Genomic DNA, 26127 nt, shown 5'->3' with positions numbered 1-26127 from the left:
AAGCGCCGAATCAGCGCTCGGCACGCTCAGAACTTGCGCCGCCCGGTCGCCTCCAGTGCCAGCAGACGCATATCGGCTTCGGCCAGCAAAGCCAGGCGTTCGCCCTTGTCCAGACGCTTCCAGCCCTTGATTTCCTGGCGGCTACGGCCGCAGCCGAGGCAGATGTCCTTTTCGAATTCACAGACCTTGATGCACGGGCTCTTGCTCATGGGCGCTCCTGGGCCGAGAAGGATCGGATGGGCGCCAGAATAAAGGCCGAGCACACAACAGCGAGATTGAAGTATTCGATAGCTGGCTTACACACACTCAATGCAACGGCTGATCGCCGTCAAGGTCAGCCAGATCGTCTTCGACCGTTTCATCCGACTCGCCTGCCTCGTCCTCATCGGCCAGGCGCAGGTCATCGAAATCGGTCTTGAGCCCTTGCTCCATGGTATCCAGCTCGGCCAGCAGGCTGCGGAAGCTGGTTTCCTCGCGGGGCTCGGAGGCTTCACCGTCGTCCTGCAAGGCCAGATCGGCGCGTGCCTGCAACCCAGCCGGCACCTCGGCGTCGTCATCCAGCGCCAGTTCAGGCTCGGGCTCCAGCTCGCGCAGAGCGGCGAGCGGTGGCAGTTCGTCGAGGCTTTTCAGGTTGAAGTGATCGAGAAAGCCCTTGGTAGTGGCGAACATCGCCGGGCGCCCCGGCACATCGCGATAGCCCACCACGCGAATCCACTCGCGTTCGAGCAGGGTCTTGGTGATGTTGCTGTTGACCGCCACACCGCGTACGTCCTCGATCTCGCCACGGGTGATGGGCTGGCGGTAGGCGATCAGCGCCAGGGTTTCCAGCAGCGCACGGGAGTAACGCTGCGGACGCTCTTCCCAAAGCCTGCCAACCCAGGGGGCGAAGCGCTCACGCACCTGCAGGCGGTAGCCCGAGGCCACCTCCTTCAACTCGAAGGCGCGACCCTCACAGGACAGACGCAGGACCTCCAGCGCCGCCTTGAACTGCTCAGGCTCGGGCCGCTCACCCTCTTCGAAGAGTTCGAAAAGGCGTTCGAGCGACTGCGCCTTGCCCGAAGCCAGCAGAAAGGCTTCGAGCAATTGGGCCAGGTCTTTGGGATCGTTGAGATTCATTCGGCACGGGCTCGGACGTGAATAACGGCGAAGGGCTCATTCTGCACCAGCTCGACCAGGGATTCCTTGATCAATTCGAGCACTGCCATGAAGGTCACCACCACGCCTAGTCGGCCCTCTTCGGCAGCGAACAGCTCGACGAACGGCACGAACGCCCCGCCCTTGAGGCGCTCCAGCACCTCACTCATACGCTCGCGGGTCGACAGGGCCTCACGGGTAACCTGGTGGCTTTCAAACATGTCGGCGCGGCGCAGCACCTCGGCCATCGACAGCAGCACCTCCTCCAGGCTGACGTCCGGCAGCAGCTTGCGCGCGCGGGCTTCGGGAGCATCCAGTTTCGGTACGGTCACGTCGCGGCCGACACGCGGCAGCTCGTCGATACCTTCGGCAGCGGCCTTGAAGCGCTCGTATTCCTGCAGGCGACGAATCAGCTCGGCACGCGGGTCGTCCTCTTCTTCCTCGGCCTCGGTCGAGCGCGGCAGCAGCATGCGCGACTTGATCTCGGCCAGCATGGCGGCCATCACCAGGTATTCGGCAGCCAGCTCCAGACGCACCGAGTGCATGAGCTCAACGTAGCCCATGTACTGCTTGGTGATCTCGGCCACCGGGATGTCGAGGATGTCGATGTTCTGTTTGCGAATCAGATAGAGCAGCAGGTCCAGCGGCCCCTCGAAGGCCTCGAGGAAGACTTCCAGGGCATCCGGGGGAATGTACAGATCCAGTGGCAGCTCGGTGACCGCCTCGCCATACACCAGGGCGAACGGCAGCTCCTGCTGGGCACCGGCCTGACTGTCGGGGGTTGGCGTGGCGGGCTCGCTCATCGACGGGCGCTCCTTCAACGGTAATTCAGGCCCACGGCCATGCGCACCTCGGCCAGGGTTTCACGCGCCTCGTCACGCGCGCGCTCGGCGCCTTCGGCGAGAATACTGCGCACCAGGTCCGGGCTTTCCTCGTAGTCGATGGCGCGCTGCTGGAGCGGCGCAAGCTCGGCCTGCAGAGAGGAGCACAGCGTGCTCTTGCAGTCGAGGCAACCAATCGAGGCGCTACGACAACCCTCGATCACCCAATGCAATTGCTCGTCGCTGGAATACAGCTGATGCAGCGACCAGACCGGGCAACGCTGCGGCTCACCTGGATCGTCACGGTGTACGCGGGCCGGATCGGTGGGCATGCGCCGCAGTTTTTCCTCGAGTTCAGCATCGCTATCGCGCAGGAATATTGCGTTGCCGCTGGACTTGGCCATCTTCTGTCCGTCCAGGCCAGGTACCCGCGAAAACTCGGCAAGAATCGGCTGCGGCTCGCTCAGAATCACCTTGCCGCCACCTTCGAGATAGCCGTACAGGCGCTCCTGGTCGCCGAGGGTGATGCTGGTCTGCTCCTTGAGCAAGGCCCGCGCCGTCTCAAGGGCCTGTGCGTCACCCTGCTCCTGATAAGCCTTGCGCAGGTTGCTGTAGAGCTTACCGAGCTTCTTGCCCAGTTTGCCGATGGCAGCTTCAGCCTTGCGCTCGAAATCCGGTTCGCTGCCGTACAGGTGGTTGAAGCGGCGCGCCACTTCACGGGCAAATTCGATGTGAGGGAGCTGATCGGCACCGACCGGCACCTGCCCGGCGCGGTACAGCAGGATGTCCGCGGCCTGCAGCAGCGGGTAGCCGAGAAAACCGTAGGTGGAGAGGTCTTTACCGCTCTGGTGCTCCTGCTGCTCCTTGTAGGACGGCACGCGCTCCAGCCAGCTGAGCGGGCAGATCATCGACAGCAACACGTGGAGCTCGGCATGCTCCGGCACCTGTGACTGTACGAACAGCGTTGCAGAGCTGGGGCTTACGCCTGCGGCCAGCCAATCCACTGCCATATCCATGACGTGCTGGGAAAGCTGGCCGGTATCGGCGTATTCGGTGGTCAGGGCATGCCAGTCGACGATACAGAAGAAGCAGTCGTACTCGTGCTGCAACTTGACCCAGTTCTTCAATACACCGTGGTAGTGCCCGAGGTGCAGGCGACCACTCGGACGCATCCCTGACAACACCCGACGCTCAGAGTCGTTAAGGCTCAAACCGTTCTATCCATAATCCAGACAAGACCACGGAGTATAGGGTAGCTGCGCTCACAACGGAAAAGGCGGTGTCAGGGATGTTTTGAAAAAGCGCTTGATCGTCACTCCGGCGAAGACGGAAGCCCAGATCACTCGAACATTCTGGATGCCCGCCGGCGCGGGCATGACGGATTTTTCCGGCCTCGCTTCAGAGATCGCTGAACGGCGTCGGGTCACCGCAACCGACGCGCACGACCTCGGGGCTGTCGTCGGCCAGATTGACCACGGTAGAGGCTTCCAGACCACCAAAACCGCCATCGATGATCAGGTCCACATGATGCTCGAGAATCTGGCGCATCTCGTAGGGGTCGGACATCGGCAACTCATCGCCCGGCATGATCAGGCTGACGCTCATCAACGGCTCGCCCAGTTGCTCCAGCAACGCCAGGGCGATCGGGTGGCCGGGTACGCGGATGCCGATGGTGCGACGTTTGGGGTGCAGCAACATTCGCGGCACTTCGCGAGTGGCGTTGAGGATGAAGGTGTAAGGGCCCGGGGTGTGATTCTTCAGCAGGCGGAAAGCGGCAGTGTCGACCTTGGCGAACAGACCGATCTGCGAGAGGTCGCGGCAAACCAGGGTGAAGTTGTGCTTGTCGTCGAGCTGACGCAGACGGCGAATGCGCTCTACCGCATTCTTGTCACCGATCATGCAGCCCAGCGCATAGGAAGAGTCGGTCGGATAGACCACCACGCCGCCGCCACGAATGATTTCCACAGCCTGTTTTATCAGGCGTGCCTGTGGGTTTTCCGGGTGAACCTGGAAAAATTGACTCACACTTGCTCCCAGCTCATGAAGTGACAGCGGATGGCTGTGCATGTTCGAAGCGCTCCCAGAGCGCAGTCAGGTCATCAGGCAATGGGCGATACATGCCCAACTCGGACCAGTCGCCGGGCGCATGGAAATCGCTGCCGACACTGGCCATCAAGCCAAATTCGCGCGCCAGAATCGCCAAACCGCCGACTTGCTCGGCCGGCTGCATGCCATTGACCACTTCCAGGGCATGACCGCCGGCCGCCGCGAAATCGGCCACCAAACGTCGACGCTTACTGCGAGTAAAGTCGTACTGCCACGGATGCGCCAGGCTGATCCAGGCCCGGGCCGAACGCAAAGTGGCGACGGTTTCTTCCAGCATAGGCCAATGTTGCTTGACGTCACCCAACTTACCCGAGCCCAGCCACTTGCGAAACGCCTCGGCGCGATCGCGCACATGGCCGGCGCGCACAAGAAATTCGGCGAAATGTGGACGCGCCGGCGCGTTGCCACTGTCGCCCAATTCCTGTTGGACAGCACGTGCGCCCTCAAGTGCGCCCGGCATGCCTTTAGCCGAGAGGCGTCGGTCGATTTCCTCGGCACGCTGCCAGCGCCCGTGATGCAGGGCCTCTATGGCAGCACACAGCGCTGGCGCCTCGCGCTCGAAGGCATAGCCCAATACGTGGATGGTCGCCCCACCCCAGGTGCAGGATAACTCGATACCGTTGACCAGCTTCACACCCAACGGTTCGGCAGCACGACGCGCCTCATCGAGACCTTCCAGGGTGTCATGATCGGTCAACGCCAATAGCCGCACGCCCCGTTCATGCGCTCGGGCCACCAGTACGGCGGGAGCCAGGGCGCCATCGGAGGCGGTGCTGTGGCAGTGCAAATCGACAATCATGGCGGCGCTTTCGTTGAGATTGATGTTTGTTATTATGCCCCACATCCGCCGCAAGCAGGCTTTTGCCGTGCGGCGAAAATGCTTCATCCCTCCCCGCTTCGACCCCAAATAAGGATTGAGATGCTCTACGCCATCATCGCCACCGACGTCGAAAACTCCCTGGAAAATCGCCTGGCCACCCGCCCCGCTCATCTCGCTCGCCTGGAGCAGTTGAAGCAGGAAGGCCGCCTGCTGCTGGCCGGCCCGCATCCGGCCGTCGACAGCAACGATCCGGGCCCAGCAGGGTTCAGTGGCAGCCTGGTGGTTGCCGAGTTCGACTCCCTCGAAGCTGCGCAGAAATGGGCCGACGCCGACCCATATCGAACCGCCGGAGTGTATGCCAACGTTCTGGTCAAACCCTTCAAGAAAGTACTGCCCTGAAAGAGTTCTACCAACGCTGCTCTCGCACACAAGGAATCGCGATGCGCTCGATCCCGCTGTCCCTGCTGGTCACCGTGATGCTGACTTGTGCTTCGGTACAGGCAGAAGAACAACCCTCTGAGCCATCTGCCCCTGCAGCGCCGCTCGACACCCAGGCGCTGGAGCAGCGCCTGGCGCAAAGTGAGCAATTGCGCAACGAGCAGGAAGCGAGCAGCGCCGTGCAACTGCAACGCCTGCGCCAGGAAAACCAGCGCCTGCGCATGCAACTGAAGGAAAGCCAGGCTCAGGCTCAACCTCGCCTGCTCAGCGAAGAACAGACCTGGTTCGCCGTTGGCGCTGCCCTGAGCCTGATCTCGATGGTATTCGGCGCACTGTTGCGCGGCTCTCGCAAGACCCGTCGCGAGTGGATCAACTAACCCATGAACCGACTACTGCTGATCGATGATGATCAGGAACTCTGCGAGCTGCTTACCCGCTGGCTGACCCAGGAAGGCTTTCAGGTCACGGCTTGCCACGATGCCGGCGGCGCCTGCCAGGCCCTCGTCACGCACGCGCCGGAGGCCGTGGTGCTGGATGTCATGCTGCCGGACGGCAGCGGCCTGGAGCTGCTCAAGCAATTGCGTGGCGAGCATCCGGAACTGCCAGTGCTGATGCTCTCGGCCAGGGGCGAACCCCTGGATCGTATCCTTGGCCTGGAGCTAGGCGCCGATGACTACCTGGCCAAGCCTTGTGACCCTCGCGAGCTGACCGCACGCCTGCGCGCTGTGCTGCGCCGCACCGTGCCCGCACCGGCAAGCAGCCAGTTGGAGCTGGGCGACCTCCGATTCAGCCCCAATCGTGGGGTGGTCAGTATTGGCGAACATGACGTTCCCCTGACGCTTTCCGAAAGCCGCCTGCTGGAGGCCCTGCTGCAGCAGCCGGGCGAGCCAGTGGACAAACAGGCCCTGGCGCAACTCGCCCTGGGCCGCAAATTGACGCTGTATGACCGTAGCCTGGACATGCACGTCAGCAACCTGCGCAAGAAGCTCGGCCCGCATCCGGATGGCCGCCCACGCATTCTCGCCTTGCGCAGTCGCGGTTATTACTACGCGCAGTGACTGCCTGGCGCAGCGTAAATAACCCGCAACATCGCCTTTACCCAAGCTTTACCCACACCTGACTGCCCTTGACCTTGACCGCCGCATAATGAGCCCATCCGGTACTTACCGGCCTCGGAACATGTTTACGACCTGCTGCGCGCCGGCCCTGCTGCGTTGAAAACAGACTCGGAATGCTCATGTACAACAGTACACTCCGCTTCCTCGTCTGTTTTCGCCTTGCATGACTCTGGCTCGCTAGATCGTAAAACAGGTTCTCAAGACAAGGAGAATCACCATGCGTAAGACCCTCACCGCCCTGCTGCTCGCTGCCACCCTGCCGACCCTGGCTTTCGCCATGCCCATGCAAGACGGTGGCCCTCGCCACCACGACCGCGGCCCCGGCATGTTCAAGGAGCTGAACCTGAGCAAGGAACAGCGCCAGGAATTTCGCAAACTGATGGGCGATCAGATGAAAACCCATCGCGACATCACCAAGCGCTACCTGGACAAGCTGCCGGAAGCAGAAAAGCAGGCCATGAAGAAAGAACTGGACAAGGCCCGCGCCGACCAGCACAAGGCCCTGCGTGACCTGCTCAACCCCGAGCAGCAGAAGGCCTTCGACGAGCACCAGAAAAAAATGGAAGCCCGTCGCGCCGAGATGGCCGAATTCAAGGCCTGGAAGGCTGAGAAGGACAGCAAGAGCAACTGATCGACGCCCCTAAACCCGCCGCCGCGCTCCCAGAGCCCGGCGGCTTTTGCATGAGGAATTACCGTGCGTTCACTGTTCTGGCGCATTCTGGCGACTTTCTGGCTGGGCATCGCACTGGTCGCCGGCCTGTCGCTGCTGCTGGGGCGCGCCCTCAATCAGGACGCCTGGATTCTGAGCCTGCACCCAGGCCTGGATGGCCTCGACAGCAAATGGGTCAAGCGCTACGAACAGCAGGGGCCAGCAGCCGCACAGGACTTTCTCGAACAGCGCAAACGCGAATACCGCATCGACACGCAAGTGCTTGGCGAGAGCGGCCAGCAACTGGTCAAAGGCACTTTTCCGTCCCGTGCCGCAGCCTTCGAGGCGCGTCAAGGCGACGACCGTCGCTTGCCCTGGCGGCGTCTGACCGCCGAATACACCAGCCCGGAAAGCGGCGAAAGCTACCTGTTCATCTACCGAATTCCACACCCGGAACTGGCAGCCTGGCACCGCGGCAGCCTGTTCTGGCCACTCAGCGCCATCGCTATTGCCCTGGTGGTGCTGACGCTGTTCAGCCTGATGCTGACGCTGTCGATTACCCGCCCACTGGACCGCTTGCGCGGCGCAGTGCATGACCTCGGTCAGACCGCCTATCAGCAGAACAGCCTGGCTCGTCTGGCCACCCGCCGCGACGAGCTGGGCCTGCTGGCCAAGGACTTCAACCGCATGGGCGAGCGCCTGCAAGGGTTGATCGGTAGCCAGCGCCAGCTACTGCGCGATGTCTCCCACGAGTTACGTTCCCCCCTGGCGCGCCTGCGCATCGCCCTGGCTCTGACAGAGCGCGCCGACGTGGCAGAACGAGAAAGGCTGTGGCCACGCCTGAGTCAGGAGTGTGACCGGCTGGAAGCGCTGATCAGCGAAATTCTTGCCTTGGCGCGCCTGGATGCAGACCCGGGCGATGCGCACCCCGTCGATCTGGCCGCCCTGCTCGGCAAACTGCAGGAAGACGCTCGCCTGACCGCCCCACAGCAACAGTTGCAGATCGATCTCGACCCCGCGGCACGCCTGGAAGGCTGGCCAGACATGCTGGAACGCGCGCTGGACAACCTGCTACGCAATGCCTTGCGCTTCAGCCCAGCGGATCAGCCTGTCGTCATCAGCATGCAGCGCCAGGGTGCAAGCGTCACGCTGAGCGTGCGCGACCATGGCCCTGGCGTGGCCAGCGAGCACCTGCAGCAGTTGGGCAAACCTTTCTTTCGTGCACCCGGTCAGAGCAGCACCGGCCACGGCCTCGGGCTGGCCATCGCACGCCGAGCCGCGCAGCGCCATGGCGGCGAGCTGCTGCTGGCCAACCATCCAGAAGGCGGCTTCGTTGCCACGCTCAGCCTGCCGACCAGGCAGCAGGCAGGCTGAAGCGCGTGTCGATCAGCCCTGCCAGGCGCTGACGAAATCCTCGACGACCACTTCCGGGGCGCGGCGCAGCTCACGCTCCGGCGTGCCGAGGTAGAGATAGGCGATGATCTGTTCGTCCGCCGCCAGGCCCAGACCTTTGCCCACGTGGGCGTCGTAGGCCATGTCGCCGGTGCGCCAGACCGCGCCGATGCCCTGAGCATGCGCAGCCAGCAGCATGCCATGCGCGGCACAGCCAGCCGCGATCACCTGCTCGGAGGCCGGCACCTTGGGATGAGCCTGCACGCGAGCGATCACCACCACCAGCAATGGAGCACGCAGCGGCATGCCACGCGCCTTGTTCAGCGCCTCCGGCGCGGCCTGCGCATCGGCGACCTGCAAGGCTTCGGCGAACAGTTCGCCCATGCGCTCACGCGCCGCCCCTTCGATCGTCAGAAAACGCCAGGGACGCAGTTGGCCATGATCCGGGGCGCGCAGGGCGGCACGAAACATCAGGTCACGCTGCGCGGCATCCGGGGCTGGTTCGACCAGGCGAGGAACAGAAACACGGTTGAGCAGAGCGTCGAGAGCTTCCATCGGCCACCTCCAAAAACAAAGATGGCGCATTCTCAATGCTGCAAGCTGCAAGCTGCAAGCTCAGCGGTATGCAAGAGTCTTGTAGGAGCCGCGCCTCGCGGCGAATCGCAAACACACCGTAAAGCAAAAGGCCTCACTCCGGGGCGGGGCTCCTAAGCAAACGCCGCAGGCACCGCATCGCCTTGTAGGAGCGGCGCCCCGCCGCGAATCGAGAGAACGCTGCAATGGCAAAGCTTCGCCCCGAGACACCCTCCACAAACGCGCTTCGGCTGTCCAGACGATGCCCTGCTTTACCTGCGTTTTGAGCTGCCGTCAGGCGACGCGGTCAGGCGATATCACCGGCTGCACCGGCGGAGTGAGCGGTGGCAGACCGTAAGCCTTGCGCGCATCGTCGCAACGCGGGTTGTGCTCACCGTTCGCCCATGACGCTTCGAACTCGCGGCAGCTACTCGAACGCTGTTCATACATGGTGCAACGCACCCCACAACCGACATCGCCCAACAGTTGCGTGCAACGTGCCGGTTTGCTCTCCGTGCCACGCATGGCGACGTAATGAGGGCTGATCTGGATAACCTGCTCATCCGGCACGCTACCGCCCGCGGATTGGCACTCACCCCAGAAGAAGGACACACGAAAAAACGCGCAGCAGGCGCCGCACGTAAGGCAAGGATTAGCTTCGGACATTTGGGGAGGACTCGGAAACCGACGGACGTCGGCAACTGGCGGCTATTCTATGCTTGGCGATGCGCTTGTAAAGCCCCTTGGTGCAGCGGTTTACAGCCGCCCGTCCACGGGTAGAATGGCGCACTTTTACAACCCGCCAGAGCCCCCTAAATGGCCTTGCCGACGCTACGTACCATCGGTTTCATCATCGGCATATTCCTGATTACCCTGGCGATCAGCATGGCCATTCCGATGCTGACGCTGCTGATCTTCGAGCACCCGGAAGATCTCAACGCTTTCCTCTGGTCCAGCCTGATCACCCTGATCACAGGGCTCGCTCTGGTGGCTCCCGGTCGACCGCAAAACGCTCAGTTGCGACCACGAGATATGTACCTGCTCACCACCGGAAGCTGGACCGTGGTGTGCGCCTTCGCCGCGCTGCCGTTGATGCTGATTGCACATATCAGTTACACCGACGCCATCTTCGAAACCATGTCCGGCATCACCACCACCGGCTCCACCGTACTGGTTGGCCTGGACAGCATGTCACCCGGCATCCTGATCTGGCGCTCGATGCTGCATTGGCTCGGCGGGATCGGCTTCATTGGCATGGCCGTCGCCATTCTGCCGCTGCTGCGCGTCGGTGGCATGCGCCTGTTCCAGACCGAATCCTCGGACTGGGGCGAGAAGGTAATGCCACGCTCGCACATGGCGGCGAAGTATCTGTTAGTGATTTATCTGGCCCTGACGCTGCTGGGTTTCCTGGCCTTCTGGGCGGCAGGCATGAGCCCTTTCGACGCCATCAACCACTCCATGGCAGCGATCTCCACCGGCGGATTCTCCACCTCGGACGTGTCCCTGGCGCACTGGCCAGAACCGGCCGTGCATTGGACGGCGGTGGTCCTGATGCTGCTTGGCGGCATGCCGTTCATGCTTTACGTCGCCTTTATTCGCGGCAATCGCAACGCCCTGTTCAAAGATCATCAGGTTCGCGGCTTCATCGGTTTTTTGCTGCTGACCTGGCTGGTCTTCGGCACCTGGTTGTGGATCAACTCGGACTACGCCTGGCTCGACGCCTTTCGCATCGTCGCGGTAAACGTCACCTCGGTGGTCACCACCACCGGCTTCGCCCTCGGCGACTACACCACCTGGGGCAGCTTCGCCGTGCTGCTGTTCTTCTACCTGACCTTCGTCGGCGGCTGCTCGGGCTCCACCGCAGGCGGCCTGAAGATCTTCCGCTTCCAGGTCGCCTATGTCCTGCTCAAGGCCAACCTGATGCAGTTGGTGCACCCCCGCGCGGTGATCAAGCAGCAGTACAACAACCACAATCTCGATGAAGAGATCGTGCGTTCGATGATCACCTTCTCCTTCTTCTTCACCATCACTATCGGCGTGCTGGCCCTGGCCCTGACCCTTACCGGCCTGGATTGGGTCACCGCGCTGACCGGCGCTGCCACCGCGGTGTGCAACGTCGGCCCGGGCCTCGGCCCGATCATCGGCCCGGCCGGCAACTTCGCCAGCCTGCCGGATTCAGCCAAGTGGCTGCTAAGTGCCGGCATGCTGCTGGGCCGCCTGGAAATTCTGACCGTGCTGGTGCTGATCACCCGCAGCTTCTGGAAACACTGACCGATGCCTTTAGCCAGCCTGCGCATCCTCGCCTTCATCAACGGCATTTTCCTCATCACTCTGGCACTGAGCATGCTGGTGCCGGTGATCACCCTGTTGATTTTCGAGCAGCCACAGAAGATCAATGCCTTCCTCTGGTCGAGCCTGATCACCGCACTCGTCGGCATCGCCATGATCGCCCAGGGCAGACCCAAACAGACGCAACTGCGCCCACGCGACATGTACATGCTGACGGTGTCGAGCTGGGTGATGGTATCGATCTTCGCTGCGCTGCCATTCATGTTCGCCGAACGCGCAAGCATTACCGACGCTTACTTCGAGAGCATGTCCGGCATTACCGCCACCGGCGCCACCGTATTCAGCGGCCTCGACGACATGTCGCCCGGCACGCTGATCTGGCGTTCGCTGCTGCACTGGCTGGGCGGCATCGGCTTCATCGGCATGGCCGTGGCGATCTTGCCGATCCTGCGTATCGGTGGCATGCGCCTGTTCCAGACCGAGTCCTCGGACCGTTCGGAAAAGGTCATGCCGCGCTCGCACATGGTCGCCAAGTACATGGTGCTGGCCTACGTCGGCCTCAGCACCTTCGCCGTACTGGCCTTCTGGTTGGCAGGCATGGGCGTGTTCGATGCGATCAACCACGCCATGTCGGCGATCGCCACCGGTGGTTTCTCCACCTCGGACGCGTCGCTGGGTAAATGGCAACAGCCTGCGGTTCACTGGGTCGCCATCGTGGTGATGGTGCTCGGCAGCCTGCCGTTCGTGCTCTACGTCAGCACGTTACGTGGCAACTACCGCGCACTGATTCGCGATGCGCAAGTGCGTGGCTTTCTGCTGCTGCTGGTGGGTAGCTGGTTCGTGCTGGCTGGCTGGAAATGGTTCACCACCGACCTGTATTGGCTCGATGCACTACGCCTGGTGGCGGTGAACATTACCTCGATCATGAGCACCACCGGCTTCGCCGTGGGTGATTACCACCTGTGGGGCCCCTTCGCCAGCATGATGTTCTTCTACCTTGGCTTCGTTGGCGGGTGCTCCGGCTCTACCGCAGGCGGTCTGAAGATCTTCCGTTTCCAGGTCGCCTACATCCTGCTCAAGGCCAACCTCAAGCAGCTCATCCACCCGCGCGCCGTGATCAAGCAGCAGTACAACCATCACCGGCTGGATGAAGACATCGTTCGTTCGATCCTGGCCTTCGCCTTCTTCTACACCATCACCATCGCCACGCTGGCCCTGGCAGTAGCGATGTGCGGCGTGGACTGGATCACTGCGCTGACCGGCGCTGCCGCAATGGTCTCCGGTGTTGGCCCGGGCATGGGCGAGATGGTCGGCCCGGCCGGCAACTACGCCACCATCCCCGATACGGCCAAGTGGCTACTGAGCCTGGGTATGCTGCTCGGGCGCCTGGAAATCCTCACGGTGCTGGTGCTGTTGTTCCCCGCCTTCTGGCGCCATTGAGTGGTTGACGGACCTTAACCGGCCAGTCCACGGCGACTGCGATACTCACCAGGCGTTTCTCCGAACCAGCGGCGAAACGCCCTGAAGAAGTTGCTCGGGTCGGCAAAGCCCAGCAGATAGGCGACCTCCAGCAGCGTCAGGTCGACCTGGCCAAGATACTGTTCGGCCAGCTCTCGGCGCGTGTCGTCGAGCAGTTGCTGATAGCTGGTGCCCTCCTCCTGCAGGCGTCGCTGCAAGGTGCGCTGCGACAGATGCAGCGCCTGCGCCACCACCTCACGGCGTGGCTCGCCCTGCGGCAACAGGCGGCACAGCACCTGGCGCGCCTGATGGGTGACACGGCTACTGCAGAAACGCGCCAGGTACTCGCCAGCAAAACGATCATGCAGTTGTGCCAACGCCTCATTGGCACTGGGCAGCGGCGTCTCCAGATCAGCACGCTCGAAGATCAGCCCATAGTGCTCGGCGTTGAACTTGAGCGGCGCCTGGAACACCTGCTGATAAGGCGCCAGATCAGCGGGGGCCGGGCCTTGCAGACGAATTTCACGCGGCCGGATCAACTTGCCGGTCATCCAACGGCAGAACGCCAGGCAGTAGGCCATCGAAGCCTCCGCGCTCTGCCGTGCCGGCGGCAAACGGTCGCCATGAATGGCCAGGGTCAGCGCGTAGCCGTCGGGTTGCGGCAGGAAGTTCAGGTCCGCCCCTTCACCAATAATGCGCTGATAGCGCACCAGACGAGTGAAACCATCACGCAGGTTGCGGCTGGACATCAGCGCGTAACCCACCACATGGAAGGACGCCGGACGTACCACCTGCGCCATGTTCAGGCCGATCGCCGGGTTGCCTGACAACGCCACCGCGCGCTGCCACAGGCGGGTCATGCCGTCCTGCGGAAAACGTGCATCCGGATCGTTCAGCGCGGCGTACTCCATGCCCAGCTCGGCGAACAGGCTGACGCAGTCGACGCCGCCCAGCTCCAGCGCCTGCACGATGGCCAATGCCCAGTTGGAGGAGGTGGTTCTTTCACTCATCGTCTTGTTCTTATGATCAATCAGCAAGGCCATGGTTGGCGGCGCAAGGATACTAGACTGGCACTTTAAGTCAGTGGCCGATGGAGACAGCCACCCTACACTCAACCGAGACAATAACAGGAGGTGCGCCATGACCGCCCAGACTACCGAGCGCTACCAGAGCTTCGCCGAGTTCTATCCCTACTACCTGCAGGAGCACAGCAACCCCGTGTGCCGCCGCCTGCATTACGTCGGCAGCCTGCTGGTGCTGACGATCCTCGCCTATGCCCTGCTTACCCAACAATGGCTGTGGCTGCTGGCCATGCCTCTGGCCGGTTACGGCTTCGCCTGGATCGGCCACTTCATCTTCGAGAAGAACCGCCCGGCGACCTTCGATTACCCGCTGTATAGCCTGATGGGCGACTGGGTGATGCTCAAGGATGCCTTTACCGGCCGTATCCGCTTCTAGCCCGCAGCCACACGTACCGCAGCAAGGTTGACCGTCATGCCCCAGAACAACAAGAACGAGAAATGCCATGAATAGCCGAGCCCGCTTCACCCATATGCGAGACGGCCAGGCCGAGGATTGGGCCATCATCGCTCAGGACTTCGCCGCCTACGCCGCCGAACTGCCCGCTCGCATCCTCGCCCACCTGCGCCTGCTCGACGGCGATTTCGGTGGTTTTCCGGTCGACCGCCTGACCCACTCGCTGCAGACCGCCAGCCGCGCCCATCGCGACGGCCGTGACGAGGAGTACGTGATCTGCGCGCTGCTGCACGATATTGGCGATACGCTCGGCAGCTACAACCACCCAGACATCGCCGCGGCCATCCTCAAACCTTTCGTCAGTGCCGAGAACCACTGGATGGTGGAGAAACACGGCATCTTCCAGGGCTATTACTTCTTCCACCACCTGGGCATGGATCGCCACCTGCGCGAGCAATTCAAGGACCACCCGCAATACCAGGCGACCATCGATTTCTGTGCCAAGTACGACGCGGCTGCCTTCGACCCCGACTACGAAAGCTTGCCGCTAAGTTTCTTCGAACCCATGCTGCAGCGCGTGTTCGCCCGACCGAAGATTTCCATCTACCAGGCCGCCATGGACAGCACCAGCACCTGACCGCTGGCCTCTGCTGCGCCACCGTTCGACGGTCGTGCTTGGCTGGCCGCCGCCCCCTTGGTTATGATCGCCGCCCAGCGAGCCTCTGGCTCAGGTCTTGCCGACCAGCCAGGCGTCCAGTAGAGGCGCCAGAAATCCAGCAGGGACAGTTCCAGCAGATGAAGCCAGCAACCCCCAGCCGTGCCAACGGGCTGCCGACGCCGCCGTTGCGTGAATACTATTCGCGCGTGCTGGCCTATATCGCCACGGCTGCCAGTATTGCCGCCGGCACCTACGTGGGACACTTCGGCTACGACATCCTGTGGATGGTACCCTACGCCCTGCTCTATCCCCATCTGGCGCACAATCTCAGCCGCCGTTTCAAGCGCGACTATCCGCAGCAGACCGACCTGGCCCTGCTATTCGTCGACGCCCTGCACGCAGGCGCGTCCTGCGTGCTGCTGAGCTTCTCCGTCGTACCCAGCCTGATGTTCCTACTGATCCTGTGTTTCAGCGCACTGGTCATCGGTGGGCTGCGTTATCTTGGCCTGTCGCTGCTGGTGGCCAGCAGCGGCATGGCACTGTGCGCCGCGCTGGTGGGCGTTCATCCCAATACCGACACTCCAACGCTGGTGACGCTGGTCAGCATCCTCTTCGCCACCCTGTACATCTGCATCACCGCTTATTTCGTCAACCAGCAAGGCCTGCGCCTGGCCCAGGTGCGCAGCGAGATCAAGCGCGAGCAGGAAAAGGCCGCACGCCTGGCGCGCAACCTGGCGAAATACCTGTCACCGCAGGTGTGGGAGTCGATCTTCACCGGCAAGAAAAGCGTGCGCCTGGAAACCCAGCGCAAGAAGCTCACGGTGTTTTTCTCCGACATCAAGGGCTTCACCGAACTGTCGGAAGAGCTGGAAGCCGAGGCGCTGACCGACCTGCTCAACACCTACCTCAATGAAATGTCGAAGATCACCCTGAAATACGGCGGCACCATCGACAAGTTCATCGGTGACTGCGTCATGGTGTTCTTCGGCGACCCCAGCAGCAATGGCGCCAAGAAGGATGCGGTCGCAGCGGTTTCCATGGCCATCGCCATGCGCAAGCACATGAAGGTGCTGCGCCAACAGTGGCGCGCCCAAGGCATCACCAAACCACTGGAAATTCGCATGGGCCTCAACACCGGCTACTGCACGGTGGGCAACTTCGGCGCCGACACGCGCATGGATTACACCATCATTGGCCGCGACGTGAACCTCGCCAGCCGTCTGGAGAGCGCCGCCGAATCCGGCGAGATCCTGATCTCCCACGAGACCTATTCGCTGGTCAAGGACGTGATCATGTGCCGCGACAAGGGCCAGATCACGGTCAAGGGCTTCACCCGCCCGGTACAGATCTACCAGGTGGTGGACTTCCGCCGCGACCTGGGTGCCACCTCCAGCTACGTCGAGCACGAACTACCGGGCTTCTCCATGTACCTGGACACCAACGGTATTCAGAACTTCGACAAGGAACGGGTGATCCAGGCACTCAACCAGGCCGCCGAAAAGCTTCGCGACAAGGTCATTCTGTAAGATCGAGACGGCGCCCGCTCGTAGGGCGGAGCGGAACGCCCGAGATCCAACCAGTAGGGCGTACTCAGGAGCGCCAGCGAACAGTCCGCCGTTCTTTGGTGTGGCACAGATCCAACGGCGTACTGCTTCCGAGCGGCCGGCGTCCCGGTACGCCCTAAACCTCCATTGCCTCGGTCAACACTGGCTCACCGTCGATCAACGGCTGCAACGCCAGAAACTCCAGCGCCGATGCGCGCCAGGACTGCGCTGCCGCCAGTTCTGCGCAACGCCCCCGGTCCAGCTCCAGCGCCGCCAGGCAGGCGGCTTGCAGATCCTCGGCCATCACTCCACTGCCCCCCTGCTGCAGCACATCCAGTGGCCCGGCCACCGGAAACGCAGCCACCGGCGTACCGCATGCCAGTGCTTCCAGCATCACCAGGCCATAGGTATCGGTACGCGAAGGAAAGACCAGCACCGAGGCCTGCTGATAGATTTCGGCCAACGCCTGGCCATGGCGGTAGCCGAGAAAACGCACCAACGGATATTGCTGCTGCAACGCCTCGCGCTGCGGTCCGTCACCGACCACGCGTTTCTCGCCGGGCAGGTCCAGATTGAGAAAGGCCTGCAGGTTCTTTTCCGGGGCGATGCGTCCGACGTAGAGAAACACCGGTCGCACAGGTCGGAGGCGCGTCTCGTCCGGCCGAAACAGTCGGGTGTCCACACCTTTGCGCCACAATTGCAGCCGTTGCAGAGCCCAGCCGGCGAACTCTTCACGCAAACGCTCGGTGGTCACCAGCACGGCTTGGCTGGGGCGATGAAAAAAGCGCAGGAAGGCATAACCCCAACGCGGCGCAATCCACGGCCAGCGTGTGCTGACGTACTCCGGGAAGCGCGTATGGATCGCCGTGGAAAACGCCAGCCCACGCTTGACCAGCCAACGCCGCGCTGCCCACCCCAACGGCCCCTCGGTAGCGAGGTGCACGCAGTCAGGACGAAAGTTGCGAATCGCCGCACCGACGCGCCACAGATCCCACACCAGCGGAATCTCCGGATAAGTGGGGCACGGCACGGCGCGAAAATCGGCGGGCGACAGCAGCTTGACCTGATGACCCAACCCACGCAGTTCGCCGACCAGCGCGGCCAGGCTGGTGACCACACCATTGACCTGAGGCGCCCAGGCGTCGGAGACGATCAGTATCCTCATGCGCCGGTCTCGAGGGCGACGGCCCGCTCCTCGCTGGCCAGTTGCGCCTCGGCCAGACGATAGAGCTCGATCTGCCCATCCCAGTGCTCGATCAGTGCTGTGCAGGATTCCACCCAGTCGCCGCAGTTCATGTATTCCACACCACTCACCTGGCGAATCTCGGCATGGTGAATATGGCCGCAGACCACGCCCTGCAGGCCGCGCTTGACGCACTCGTGAGCGATGGCCTCCTCAAAGTCGCTGATGAAGTTCACCGCGGTCTTGACCTTGTGCTTGAGGTACGCCGACAGCGACCAGTAGCCATAGCCCCAGCGGCTGCGCCAGTGATTGAGCCAGCGATTGAGGGTCAGGGTGAACTCGTAGGCCGAGTCGCCGAGAAAGGCCAGCCAGCGGTGATAGCGGGTAATCACATCGAACTGATCGCCGTGGATGACCAGCAGTTGCCGGCCATCGGCCGTGACGTGCACGGCCTCGTCGACCAGCTGGATATTGCCCAGCAGCAGGCTGGAGTAGCGACGCAGGAACTCGTCGTGGTTGCCGGTGACGTAGATCACCTCGGTGCCGCGCTTGCTCATGGTCAGCAGGCGGCGGATCACATTGGTGTGCGCCTGCGGCCAGTAGATGCCGCCACGCAGCTTCCAACCATCGATGATGTCGCCTACCAGGTAGATACGGTCGGCGTGGTAACGCTTGAGAAACGCTGCCAGGTGCTCGGCCTGGCAATCACGCGTACCGAGATGCACGTCGGAAATCCACAGGGTGCGGACACGTTGCTTGCGGCTGGGCTTGGCGAGCTGAGCGCTGGTCATGGGCGACCTCCGGCTGGGTTTAGTCGAGCTTGAGGCGTTGCGGTGAAAGGCTTGTGACGGGAAAAAGACCGTTCGATGACGCAGCATCGCCCCGGCCCAGGCGTTACACTGCGGCGGTTGCCGAGGAAACCACCATGCTCCCGATCATGTCCCTGCGTCACTACAGCCACGAAGTGCTCAGCCATAGCCACGACCACGCGCAACTGGTGTTCGGCTTGGCGGGCGAGCTGCAATTCGAAGTGGACGGCCAGGGCAGTCAGGTACTGCGCCATCACCTGGCCGTGGTACCAGCCGAAGCGCGCCATACCTGCGGCAGCCCGCGTGGCAGCCAATGCCTGGTGCTGGACCTGCCGGCCAATGACTGGCTGGAGCGCCAGCTTGGCCACCATGCGAGCGACATCCAGCGTCTGTTGGACAAACCCAACGCACTGCAACTCGATCCCTCGCAGGGGCAGCTACTCAACTGGCTGGCCAGCAGCCCGATCAATGATCCAATCATCGCTAGCCAGGGTGCGGCCTTGCTGCTCGGCAGCCTGGCCTGCAGCCGCCAGCACGCAGAGACGACCGGCTTGCCGCTGACAGCCCTGAATCGCTATATCGAACAGCACGCAGCGCATCCGCTGCAGGTGGCGGATCTGGCACGCCTGGCCGGTCTGTCGGTAGCGCGCTTCCATGCGCGTTTCCTCGCCGAGACCGGGCGCACGCCGATGGAACATATTCGCCAACGGCGCCTGCAACTCGCCGAACAGCTGTTGCGTGGCAGCGACCTGGCGGTTGGCGAAATCGCCGCACGGGTCGGTTACAGCTCGCAAAGCGCCTTCACCGCCGCCCTCTCACGCCACCTGGGCATAACGCCACGGCAATTGCGCCGCACGCGTTAACAAGCACACGAACCGTAGGGTGCACCGGGCATCCGGCCGTTAACGATGCCCGCACCTTTCCTCGATAGCCTGGCGACAAAACTCACCACTCCCGCGACAGACAGCTATCGCGCGCGGCCCTAGACTGCGCCACATCATCGAAGGAGTACCTTATGCAAACCATCGAATGGCAGGATTTCGAGAAGGTGGAGCTGCGCGTCGGCACCATTCGCAACGCTCGTCCCAATGAAAAAGCGCTGAAGCCAGCCTACGTGCTGGAAGTCGATCTCGGCGAACTGGGCATCAAGACCTCCAGCGCCCAAATCACCGCGCATTACGATTGCGACGCGCTGATTGGTCGTCAGGTGCTGTGCGTCTGCAACTTCGCCCCTAAACGAATCGCCGGGGTGCGCTCGGAGGTGCTGGTCACCGGTGTCTATGACAGCGAGAACCGCGTCGTCCTGGCAGGTTTCGACCAGCCACTGCCCAACGGTGCGCGCCTGGCATGACGCAGCGTAACGCCCTGCTGGCGATTCACCTGGGTGCCCTGCTGTTCGGCCTGTCGGGCATTTTCGGCAAACTCGCGGCGACCACGCCGAACATGATTGCAGGCGGCCGCGCACTCTTTGCCGTGCTCGCCCTGGGCCTGGCTGCCACGCTCTGGCGCAGCCGCAATGCGGTGCGTCCTAGCCTGAGGCAGATGGCCCTGCTGGCACTCAGCGGCTTGCTGCTGGGCACGCATTGGGTCACCTTCTTCGAAGCGGTGAAAGTCTCCGGCGTGGCCATCGCCACCCTGGGCTTCGCCAGCTTCCCGGCCTTCACCGTCCTGCTGGAGGGCCTGCTGTTTCGCGAGCGCACCCGCCCCGGCGAGTTCGCCATGGTCGGCGTGGTATGCGTGGGGCTGATTCTGGTCACGCCCGAATTCAGTCTCGACAGCGACACCACCGTCGGCCTGCTGTGGGCCGTGCTATCGGGCTTCTTGTTCGCCCTACTGTCACTGCTCAACCGCGCCAGCACACGTGGCCTCGACCCGGTGAAGGCTGCGCTGTACCAGAACATCACGGTGCTGATCTGCTTCCTGCCGCTGGCCTGGCCACTGCTGCCCAGCGTGCGCCCGGTAAACTGGCTGTGGCTGGCGATGCTCGGCATCTTTTGCACGGGCCTGGCGCACAGCCTGTTCGTCGCCAGCCTACGCGTGCTCAAGGCGCGCACCACGGCGGTCATCTTCGCTCTGGAGCCGGTCTACGGGATTCTGTTCGCCTGGTGGCTGTTCAGCGAGCAGCCGACTCTGCGCATGCTGGCCGGCGGCCTGCTGATCGTCAGCGCAATATTCGTATCAGCGCGGATGGCGCGTTGACGCCTGAACGCCTTGCTGCAACGCAGGCAAATGTAGGAGCCGGTTTGCCGACGATGCGGTGATCATCGCCAGCGAACCGGCTCCTGCAACATCCAATAGACATGCGCCCTGCTGATCAGTTGACGCTGTAACCACGCCCCGTCAGGCAGGCGCCTAATGCCCGGCGATAACGCTCAGTGGCGTCGGCACCCACTGGACGAGTTGTGGTGGCAGGGTCGAAACCGCTCTGCCCCACCGCCCAGCTATGGCACTCATAACGATCACGCCCCTGTTGCTCGACACTCTGCCCGTTGGCTGGATAGGCGATCACTTCATAGCTGGCGACGCTGTTGCCTTGTATGACTGGCGGCGGTGTGACGACCTCATAACGCTGGGCGTTGGTGTTCCACAGGTAGTAGGTGCCTGCTGCGACGAAGTACAGCGCGCTGCCAATCCACAGCTCACGAGCGCCATCCGGCAAACCATGGCGATGGCCGCCAGGGCCCGGTCCCCACTTACCCCAACCAGGGCCACCTGGCGCTGGCCCGCCAGGACCAGGCGGGCCTGCCAGCGCTTGGGCAGAAAGCACCAGGCTCATCAATATCAGGCTCACGGAGCGTTGCAGCGACATACTTCACCTCTCACAGGATGGCCATATCGGCCCGAGGCAAATTATTCGCTCGCAGTGGCTGGATCGGGGTAAGCCCTGTGTAAAGAGGGGGTAAAGCTTCTGATAATTACCTTATGAGGCGCGGTCGTTGTGGCCCAGATCGCGACCTGGATCGATCAGATCGCGCACCCGCTGCTTGAGCACCTTGGCCTCTGGGAAGCCACCATCGGCCTTGCGCTCCCATATCTGCTGGCCATCACAGAGGATGCGAAAAACGCCGCCGGTGCCTGGCTCCAGACTGACCCGGCCCAACTCGTCGGCAAAGGTGCTCAGCAGCTCTTGAGCCAGCCAGGCGGCGCGCAGCAGCCACTGACACTGAGTGCAATAGGTGATGACGATTTCGGGCTTCTGATCGGGCATGGCAGCGGCTCTACTGTGGGGCTTGATGCCTATAATAACGGCCTTTGTCTTTGCTCCTGCCGGAATCCGCCATGCGCCGCCAGCTCTTTTCGTTGCTCTGCCTGTTCGCTCTCTCCAGCCTGCCCGTCATCGCCGCCGACCGCGTCGGCCTGGTGTTGTCCGGCGGCGCCGCCCGCGGCCTGGCGCACATTGGCGTGCTCAAGGCGCTGGAGGAACAAGGTATTCGCATCGACGCCATCGCCGGCACCAGCATGGGAGCCATCGTTGGCGGGCTGTACGCGGCCGGCTATTCGGTGGCGGAACTTGAACGCCTGGCGCTGGAACTGGACTGGCAACAGGCACTGTCCGACTCACCGCCACGTGAGGACGTACCTTTCCGGCGCAAGCAGGACGACCGCGATTTTCTGATCAAGCAGAAGCTCAGCTTTCGCGACGACGGCAGCCTTGGCCTGCCGCTGGGCGTGATCCAGGGCCAGAACCTGGCGCTGCTGCTGGAAAGTCTGCTGGTACACCGCAGTGCCACTCGCGACTTCGATCATCTACCGATCCCTTATCGCGCCGTGGCCACCGATGTGGTCACCGGCGAACAGGTGATCATGGGCAGCGGTCACCTACCGCAGGTGATGCGCGCCAGCATGTCGATCCCTGCGGTGTTCGCCCCGGTGGAAGTGGACGGCCGCCTGCTGGTCGACGGCGGCATGGTCAACAACGTGCCCATCGACGTGGCGCGACAGATGGGCGTCGATCACGTCATCGTCGTCGACCTGGGTATGCCACTGAAACCGGCCAAGGAGCTGCTCACCGTGGTCGACGTGATGAACCAGTCGATCAACCTGATGATGCGCAAGAACTCCGAGGCGCAACTCGAAACGCTGGAAGCAGACGACGTACTGATCCTGCCACCTCTGGCTGGCTTTGGCGTTGCCGACTTCAATCGGGGCGAGCAGATGATGGAGGCCGGCTATCGCGCCACACAGATTCAGGCAGAGCGTTTGGCTCGCTTGCGCACCGGCAGTGCCGGCAACCCGGCGCTGGCCATGGCGCGCTCGCGCGAACAGCGTACACCGGTGATTCGCGAAATCCATGTGGAGAACGACTCGAAAGTCGGCGACGCGGTGATTCGCCGGCACATTCGCCAGCCGCTCGGCGAGCCACTGGACATGGATCGCCTGCAAAAAGACATGGGCACCCTTTACGGTCTGGACTACTTCGAGCGCGTGCAATACCGCGTAGAGCCACTGGACGAGCGCGGTAGCGCCCTGGTGATCGATGCCCGCGGCAAGCGCACCGGCACCGACTATCTGCGCCTGGGGCTGAACCTGTCCGACGACATGCGCGGCGACAGCGCCTTCAATATCGGCGCCAGTTACCGCATCAATGGCATCAACGAGCTCGGTGCCGAATGGCTGACTCGCTTGCAGTTGGGTGACCGCCAGGAGCTCTACAGCGAGTTCTATCAGCCGCTGGACGCCGGCTCACGTTACTTCGTCGCGCCCTACCTGCTCGGCGAGGCGCAGAACGTCGAAGCGATTCTGGACAACGACCCGATCGCCGAATATCGCCTGGAGCGCTACGGCTACGGTCTCAACCTCGGTCGGCAGATCGCCAACAACGGCGAGATTCGCTTCGGTATCGCCCAGGCCTGGGGCGAGGCGGATGTACTCGTCGGCGAGCGCGACCTGCCCAGCTTCAGTTTCAGCGAGGGGTATTACGAGCTGCTGTACTCCTTCGACACCCTGGACAATCTCGACTTCCCGCGCACAGGCGAGGACATCGGTCTGATGCTGCGCAAGTATGATCGCGGCCTGAGCTCGGACGAGGAATATCGCCAATGGCAGCTGAAACTGGACAAGGCCTATAGCCACGGCCCCAATACCTGGCTGTTCGGTGGGCGCTACGGGCGCACCCTGGATCAGGCGGAGGTGGTCACCTCGGGCTTCATCCTCGGTGGCGCCCAGGAATTGTCGGGCTTTCGCCAGGACTCGCTGAGCGGCCAGAACATGGCCTTGGCACGGATGATCTACTACCGGCGCATGACGCAAACCTCGATGCTGCCGCTGAACTTCCCGCTGTACCTGGGCATGTCGCTGGAGCGCGGCCGCGCCTGGAACAACGACAACGCCTTCGACAGTGGCTATATCAATGCAGCCAGCATCTTTCTCGGCCTGGACACCCCGCTAGGCCCGCTGAACTTCAGCTACGGCTTCAGCGACGAGCGGGAGAAGGCGCTGTATCTCAATCTGGGCAAGAGTTTCTGAAACGACGAGGCCGCGACATACGCGCGGCCTCGTCAGGTTTAGCAGCACAAGTCTGTCAGGCGATTTCCGCCAGCAACTGGCGCGCGGCCTTCCTCTGCTCGTCATCGCCGTGATCGATCACCTCGTTGAGGATGTCGCAGGCGGTGGCGATATCGCCCTGCTTGATATAAGCCAGCGCCTGGTTGAGCTGGGCCATATGCTCCGGGTTGCCTGCCAGGTGATCGATATCGCCCTGCAGCGCGGCAGTGGCATCAGCATCGCCGGCAAAAACGTCGAGGAAGTTGTCATCCAGCCCCGGCGCGTCATCGCTCAGCACCATTTCCATCTCACCGAAAGCGCTCAACTGCTCGTCTTCATGATGCAGCTCGAACACCTCCGGCAGCTCCTGCAGATTGCTGGCGAACGACGGGTCGAACTCCGGCTCTGCAGCGGCCTTGGGTTTGGCCTTGGCGGCAGCAAGGAAAGGGCTGACCAGATCCCAGTCGGCATCCAGCGACAGGTCGTCGAGGTTGAGCTGGAAATCAGGTTCAGTCGCAGGCGCTGCCGCCGGCTGCAGCGCAGCCACAGGCTCGGTCGGAGCCTGCTGACTCGCCAGCAGATCAGGATGACGCGCCTTCAGCGCATCGATGCGTGCGGTGTCGAACTCTTCGGCACGCAGCACGGCCTCCTCACGCGCAAAACCCGCCCCATCGCCCAACAGCGCCAGCACCTCCAGTAGACGGAAGCGCAGATCGCTGCGCTGCGGGTCCTGAGCCAGTGCCTTGCTCAGCTCACCACGCGCCTCGCTGACACGACCGTAGGCAATGTAGACATTGGCCGCCTCGAGCGGGTCGACCGGCCCTTGAGCACGTACCGGGACTGGCGTCGGGACAGCCTTGGCCACCGGAGCAGCATCAACGGGAACAGCAACCGCCGCGAGTTGCGGACGAGGCGGTTGCTGAGGTGGCTGCGCCTTTGGCTGGACCTGCACCACCGGTTTGGTTTTCTCGCCACGGCGCCGCACAGCCCAGAACAGCGCACCGAGCAATAGCAGAAGCCCAATGCCACCGGCCAACAATGTCGACCACCAGCCACGCTCTGCGGGCGCCTGCTCGATACTGACCGGCGCGGCGGCAATGGGCTTGGGGACCGGCTCGGCCGGCGTACGCGCTGCAAGCTCAGCCAACTGAGCGTCCTTCTGCGCCAATTGCTCCTGCAACTGCTGCAGTTGAACTTGCAGTTGCGCCAGCCCTTGTTGCAGTTGCAGGTTTTCCGCGGCCTGGTTGGCCAGCTCCAGATCGACCTGGCGCTGTTTCTCGGCCAACAGCTCCAGGCTTTCGGTTTGTTGCGGTGCGGATTCGAGGGCAGCCAGAGGTGCGCTTACAGGCCCTTCGGCAGTGTTTTCAGCGAGCGCAGGTGCAGCCTCGGCAGCGACCGGAGCAGCGGTCGGCTGGACAGCCTCCGCACGGGCGGCATCCGGCAGCAGCAGGTCGGCGCCAGCCTGTAGACGACTTGGATCGCCGCCAGCAAAGGCATTCGGGTTGAGAGCAAGAATGCCTTCCATCAACGTCTGTTGAGACAACGTGCTGCCCTGCTCACGCAGACGCGCGGCGATGGACCAAAGACTGTCGCCACGGCTGACCTGATGACGGTGCCCAGCAGATGCACTCGGCGGCGTAACCGCTCTGACTGACGAGGCTGGTGCAGCGGTGCGGCTAGAGGGTTGCGATACGGCAGCAGCGCTTGGCGCGGCTACAGCGGAATAAGCCGAAGAGCCAGGTGGATCGAGCAGAACCGTGTATTCACGCAGTAGCTGGCCGTTGGGACGCGCCACTTCGACGATAAAGTTCAGGTATGGCTCGCGCACCGGGCGGTTGGACACCACGCGAATCACGTTACGTGAACCCTGCAGAAGCGGCGTAAAACGCAGGTCATTGAGAAAGTAGAAGCGCTCGACACCCGAACGGCTGAACACCTCGGCCGAGGCCAGACCGACACGCAGATCCTGCGCGCCCAGGTCGCCCAATTCGAGCAGCTCGATTTCCGCCTCGAAAGGCTGATTGAGCGCCGAATGGAGCGTGATTTCACCCAGACCGAGCGCTGGCGCCATTCCCGAATAGAGAGCGGACCCCGACGCCAAACCCAACATTAACTGACGCACCCGAGCCATGTGACCTCCAGGCTTATCCGGCTCGAACGCCCCCTCCTCGACTT

Annotated in this window: 28 protein-coding genes; 14 read left to right on the top strand and 14 right to left on the bottom strand. The window is 62.8% G+C overall.

The genetic code is table 11. The features are described 5' to 3' along the window. Positions 1-26: 26 nt before the first annotated feature. From AAEQ75_RS17210 to AAEQ75_RS17185, 6 genes are all read right to left on the bottom strand, one after another. A complete protein-coding gene (locus AAEQ75_RS17210) occupies positions 27-209 on the bottom strand; it encodes a DUF1289 domain-containing protein (protein ID WP_099525363.1) in 183 nt (60 codons plus the stop codon). Positions 210-306: 97 nt separating this feature from the next. Next, entirely contained in the window at positions 307-1116 is an 810-nt protein-coding gene (gene scpB, locus AAEQ75_RS17205) for an SMC-Scp complex subunit ScpB (protein ID WP_343349872.1), read from the bottom strand. Further along, entirely contained in the window at positions 1113-1811 is a 699-nt protein-coding gene (locus tag AAEQ75_RS17200; protein ID WP_166432412.1) for a segregation and condensation protein A, read from the bottom strand. The genes scpB and AAEQ75_RS17200 overlap by 4 nt, the downstream gene beginning before the upstream one ends. A 140-nt stretch (positions 1812-1951) precedes the next feature. Then, positions 1952-3127, bottom strand: coding sequence for a tryptophan--tRNA ligase (locus AAEQ75_RS17195; RefSeq protein ID WP_343352420.1), 1176 nt, complete (start codon positions 3125-3127; stop codon positions 1952-1954). 226 nt (positions 3128-3353) lie between these two features. Further along, positions 3354-3980: an L-threonylcarbamoyladenylate synthase gene (locus AAEQ75_RS17190; RefSeq protein ID WP_343349870.1), complete on the bottom strand. Its 627-nt coding sequence runs from the start codon at positions 3978-3980 to the stop codon at positions 3354-3356. A gap of 13 nt (positions 3981-3993) precedes the next feature. Then, on the bottom strand, positions 3994-4860 hold the full coding sequence (locus AAEQ75_RS17185) for a PHP domain-containing protein (protein WP_099525358.1): 867 nt from the start codon (positions 4858-4860) through the stop codon (positions 3994-3996). 120 nt (positions 4861-4980) lie between these two features. On the opposite strand from AAEQ75_RS17185, the gene AAEQ75_RS17180 reads away from it, so the two are divergent. From AAEQ75_RS17180 to AAEQ75_RS17160, 5 genes are all read left to right on the top strand, one after another. Beyond that, positions 4981-5280 (top strand): YciI family protein, encoded by a 300-nt coding sequence (locus AAEQ75_RS17180; RefSeq protein ID WP_074940120.1) that lies wholly within the window; start codon positions 4981-4983, stop codon positions 5278-5280. Between the two features lie 41 nt (positions 5281-5321). Next, on the top strand, positions 5322-5696 hold the full coding sequence (locus AAEQ75_RS17175; protein WP_125835437.1) for a translation initiation factor 2 (IF-2, GTPase): 375 nt from the start codon (positions 5322-5324) through the stop codon (positions 5694-5696). 3 nt (positions 5697-5699) lie between these two features. Next, positions 5700-6377, top strand: coding sequence for a response regulator transcription factor (locus AAEQ75_RS17170; protein ID WP_343349868.1), 678 nt, complete (start codon positions 5700-5702; stop codon positions 6375-6377). A gap of 277 nt (positions 6378-6654) precedes the next feature. Further along, positions 6655-7068, top strand: coding sequence for a Spy/CpxP family protein refolding chaperone (locus AAEQ75_RS17165; RefSeq protein ID WP_179576283.1), 414 nt, complete (start codon positions 6655-6657; stop codon positions 7066-7068). Between the two features lie 63 nt (positions 7069-7131). Then, complete coding sequence (locus AAEQ75_RS17160; protein WP_343349867.1) at positions 7132-8460, top strand: sensor histidine kinase; 1329 nt, start codon at positions 7132-7134, stop codon at positions 8458-8460. 12 nt (positions 8461-8472) lie between these two features. Here the strand turns inward: AAEQ75_RS17160 and AAEQ75_RS17155 are convergent, their stop codons facing one another. Both AAEQ75_RS17155 and AAEQ75_RS17150 read right to left on the bottom strand, forming a co-directional pair. Beyond that, positions 8473-9033: a nitroreductase family protein gene (locus AAEQ75_RS17155; RefSeq protein WP_343349866.1), complete on the bottom strand. Its 561-nt coding sequence runs from the start codon at positions 9031-9033 to the stop codon at positions 8473-8475. 312 nt (positions 9034-9345) lie between these two features. Continuing rightward, complete coding sequence (locus tag AAEQ75_RS17150) at positions 9346-9717, bottom strand: YkgJ family cysteine cluster protein (RefSeq protein WP_037002400.1); 372 nt, start codon at positions 9715-9717, stop codon at positions 9346-9348. A gap of 150 nt (positions 9718-9867) precedes the next feature. Between AAEQ75_RS17150 and AAEQ75_RS17145 the strand changes: the two genes are divergently transcribed. Then, on the top strand, positions 9868-11322 hold the full coding sequence (locus tag AAEQ75_RS17145) for a TrkH family potassium uptake protein (protein ID WP_343349864.1): 1455 nt from the start codon (positions 9868-9870) through the stop codon (positions 11320-11322). Positions 11323-11325: 3 nt separating this feature from the next. Then, entirely contained in the window at positions 11326-12780 is a 1455-nt protein-coding gene (locus AAEQ75_RS17140; RefSeq protein WP_143507246.1) for a TrkH family potassium uptake protein, read from the top strand. 14 nt (positions 12781-12794) lie between these two features. Here the strand turns inward: AAEQ75_RS17140 and AAEQ75_RS17135 are convergent, their stop codons facing one another. Beyond that, entirely contained in the window at positions 12795-13808 is a 1014-nt protein-coding gene (locus AAEQ75_RS17135) for an AraC family transcriptional regulator (RefSeq protein ID WP_343349863.1), read from the bottom strand. A gap of 130 nt (positions 13809-13938) precedes the next feature. Here AAEQ75_RS17135 and AAEQ75_RS17130 point away from each other — a divergent pair, with 130 nt between their 5' ends. From AAEQ75_RS17130 to AAEQ75_RS17120, 3 genes are all read left to right on the top strand, one after another. Further along, complete coding sequence (locus AAEQ75_RS17130) at positions 13939-14256, top strand: Mpo1-like protein (protein ID WP_106733975.1); 318 nt, start codon at positions 13939-13941, stop codon at positions 14254-14256. A 67-nt stretch (positions 14257-14323) separates the two neighbouring features. Next, the gene (locus AAEQ75_RS17125) at positions 14324-14911 is read left to right on the top strand and encodes an HD domain-containing protein (protein ID WP_343349862.1); all 588 of its coding nucleotides are present in this window, start codon (positions 14324-14326) and stop codon (positions 14909-14911) included. A gap of 158 nt (positions 14912-15069) precedes the next feature. Then, positions 15070-16458, top strand: coding sequence for an adenylate/guanylate cyclase domain-containing protein (locus AAEQ75_RS17120; protein WP_343349861.1), 1389 nt, complete (start codon positions 15070-15072; stop codon positions 16456-16458). A gap of 154 nt (positions 16459-16612) precedes the next feature. Here AAEQ75_RS17120 and AAEQ75_RS17115 read toward each other — a convergent pair whose 3' ends face one another. Both AAEQ75_RS17115 and AAEQ75_RS17110 read right to left on the bottom strand, forming a co-directional pair. Beyond that, complete coding sequence (locus AAEQ75_RS17115; protein WP_343349860.1) at positions 16613-17641, bottom strand: glycosyltransferase family 4 protein; 1029 nt, start codon at positions 17639-17641, stop codon at positions 16613-16615. Beyond that, positions 17638-18450 (bottom strand): UDP-2,3-diacylglucosamine diphosphatase, encoded by an 813-nt coding sequence (locus AAEQ75_RS17110; RefSeq protein ID WP_017677391.1) that lies wholly within the window; start codon positions 18448-18450, stop codon positions 17638-17640. Before AAEQ75_RS17110 ends, AAEQ75_RS17115 begins: the two co-directional genes overlap by 4 nt. 134 nt (positions 18451-18584) lie before the next feature. On the opposite strand from AAEQ75_RS17110, the gene AAEQ75_RS17105 reads away from it, so the two are divergent. From AAEQ75_RS17105 to AAEQ75_RS17095, 3 genes are all read left to right on the top strand, one after another. Further along, a complete protein-coding gene (locus AAEQ75_RS17105) occupies positions 18585-19331 on the top strand; it encodes a helix-turn-helix transcriptional regulator (protein ID WP_343349859.1) in 747 nt (248 codons plus the stop codon). A 152-nt stretch (positions 19332-19483) separates the two neighbouring features. Next, entirely contained in the window at positions 19484-19819 is a 336-nt protein-coding gene (locus AAEQ75_RS17100) for a tRNA-binding protein (RefSeq protein WP_106733969.1), read from the top strand. Next, entirely contained in the window at positions 19816-20667 is an 852-nt protein-coding gene (locus AAEQ75_RS17095; protein ID WP_343349858.1) for a DMT family transporter, read from the top strand. The genes AAEQ75_RS17100 and AAEQ75_RS17095 overlap by 4 nt, the downstream gene beginning before the upstream one ends. A 115-nt stretch (positions 20668-20782) precedes the next feature. On the opposite strand, the gene AAEQ75_RS17090 is transcribed toward AAEQ75_RS17095, so the two are convergent. Both AAEQ75_RS17090 and AAEQ75_RS17085 read right to left on the bottom strand, forming a co-directional pair. Beyond that, complete coding sequence (locus tag AAEQ75_RS17090) at positions 20783-21259, bottom strand: hypothetical protein (RefSeq protein WP_430523424.1); 477 nt, start codon at positions 21257-21259, stop codon at positions 20783-20785. A 129-nt stretch (positions 21260-21388) separates the two neighbouring features. Further along, a complete protein-coding gene (locus AAEQ75_RS17085; RefSeq protein ID WP_179576274.1) occupies positions 21389-21676 on the bottom strand; it encodes a SelT/SelW/SelH family protein in 288 nt (95 codons plus the stop codon). Positions 21677-21747: 71 nt separating this feature from the next. Here AAEQ75_RS17085 and AAEQ75_RS17080 point away from each other — a divergent pair, with 71 nt between their 5' ends. Further along, positions 21748-23934, top strand: a complete 2187-nt coding sequence (locus AAEQ75_RS17080) for a patatin-like phospholipase family protein (protein ID WP_343349855.1) — start codon at positions 21748-21750, stop codon at positions 23932-23934. 55 nt (positions 23935-23989) lie between these two features. On the opposite strand, the gene AAEQ75_RS17075 is transcribed toward AAEQ75_RS17080, so the two are convergent. Then, positions 23990-26083: a FimV/HubP family polar landmark protein gene (locus AAEQ75_RS17075; RefSeq protein WP_430523423.1), complete on the bottom strand. Its 2094-nt coding sequence runs from the start codon at positions 26081-26083 to the stop codon at positions 23990-23992. Positions 26084-26127 lie beyond the last annotated feature (44 nt).

Source organism: Pseudomonas sediminis, assembly GCF_039555755.1.
Lineage (GTDB): Bacteria > Pseudomonadota > Gammaproteobacteria > Pseudomonadales > Pseudomonadaceae > Aquipseudomonas > Aquipseudomonas mendocina_D.
The sequence above is the reverse complement of the archived record's forward strand: the minus strand, read 5'-3'. Positions and strand labels throughout refer to the sequence as shown.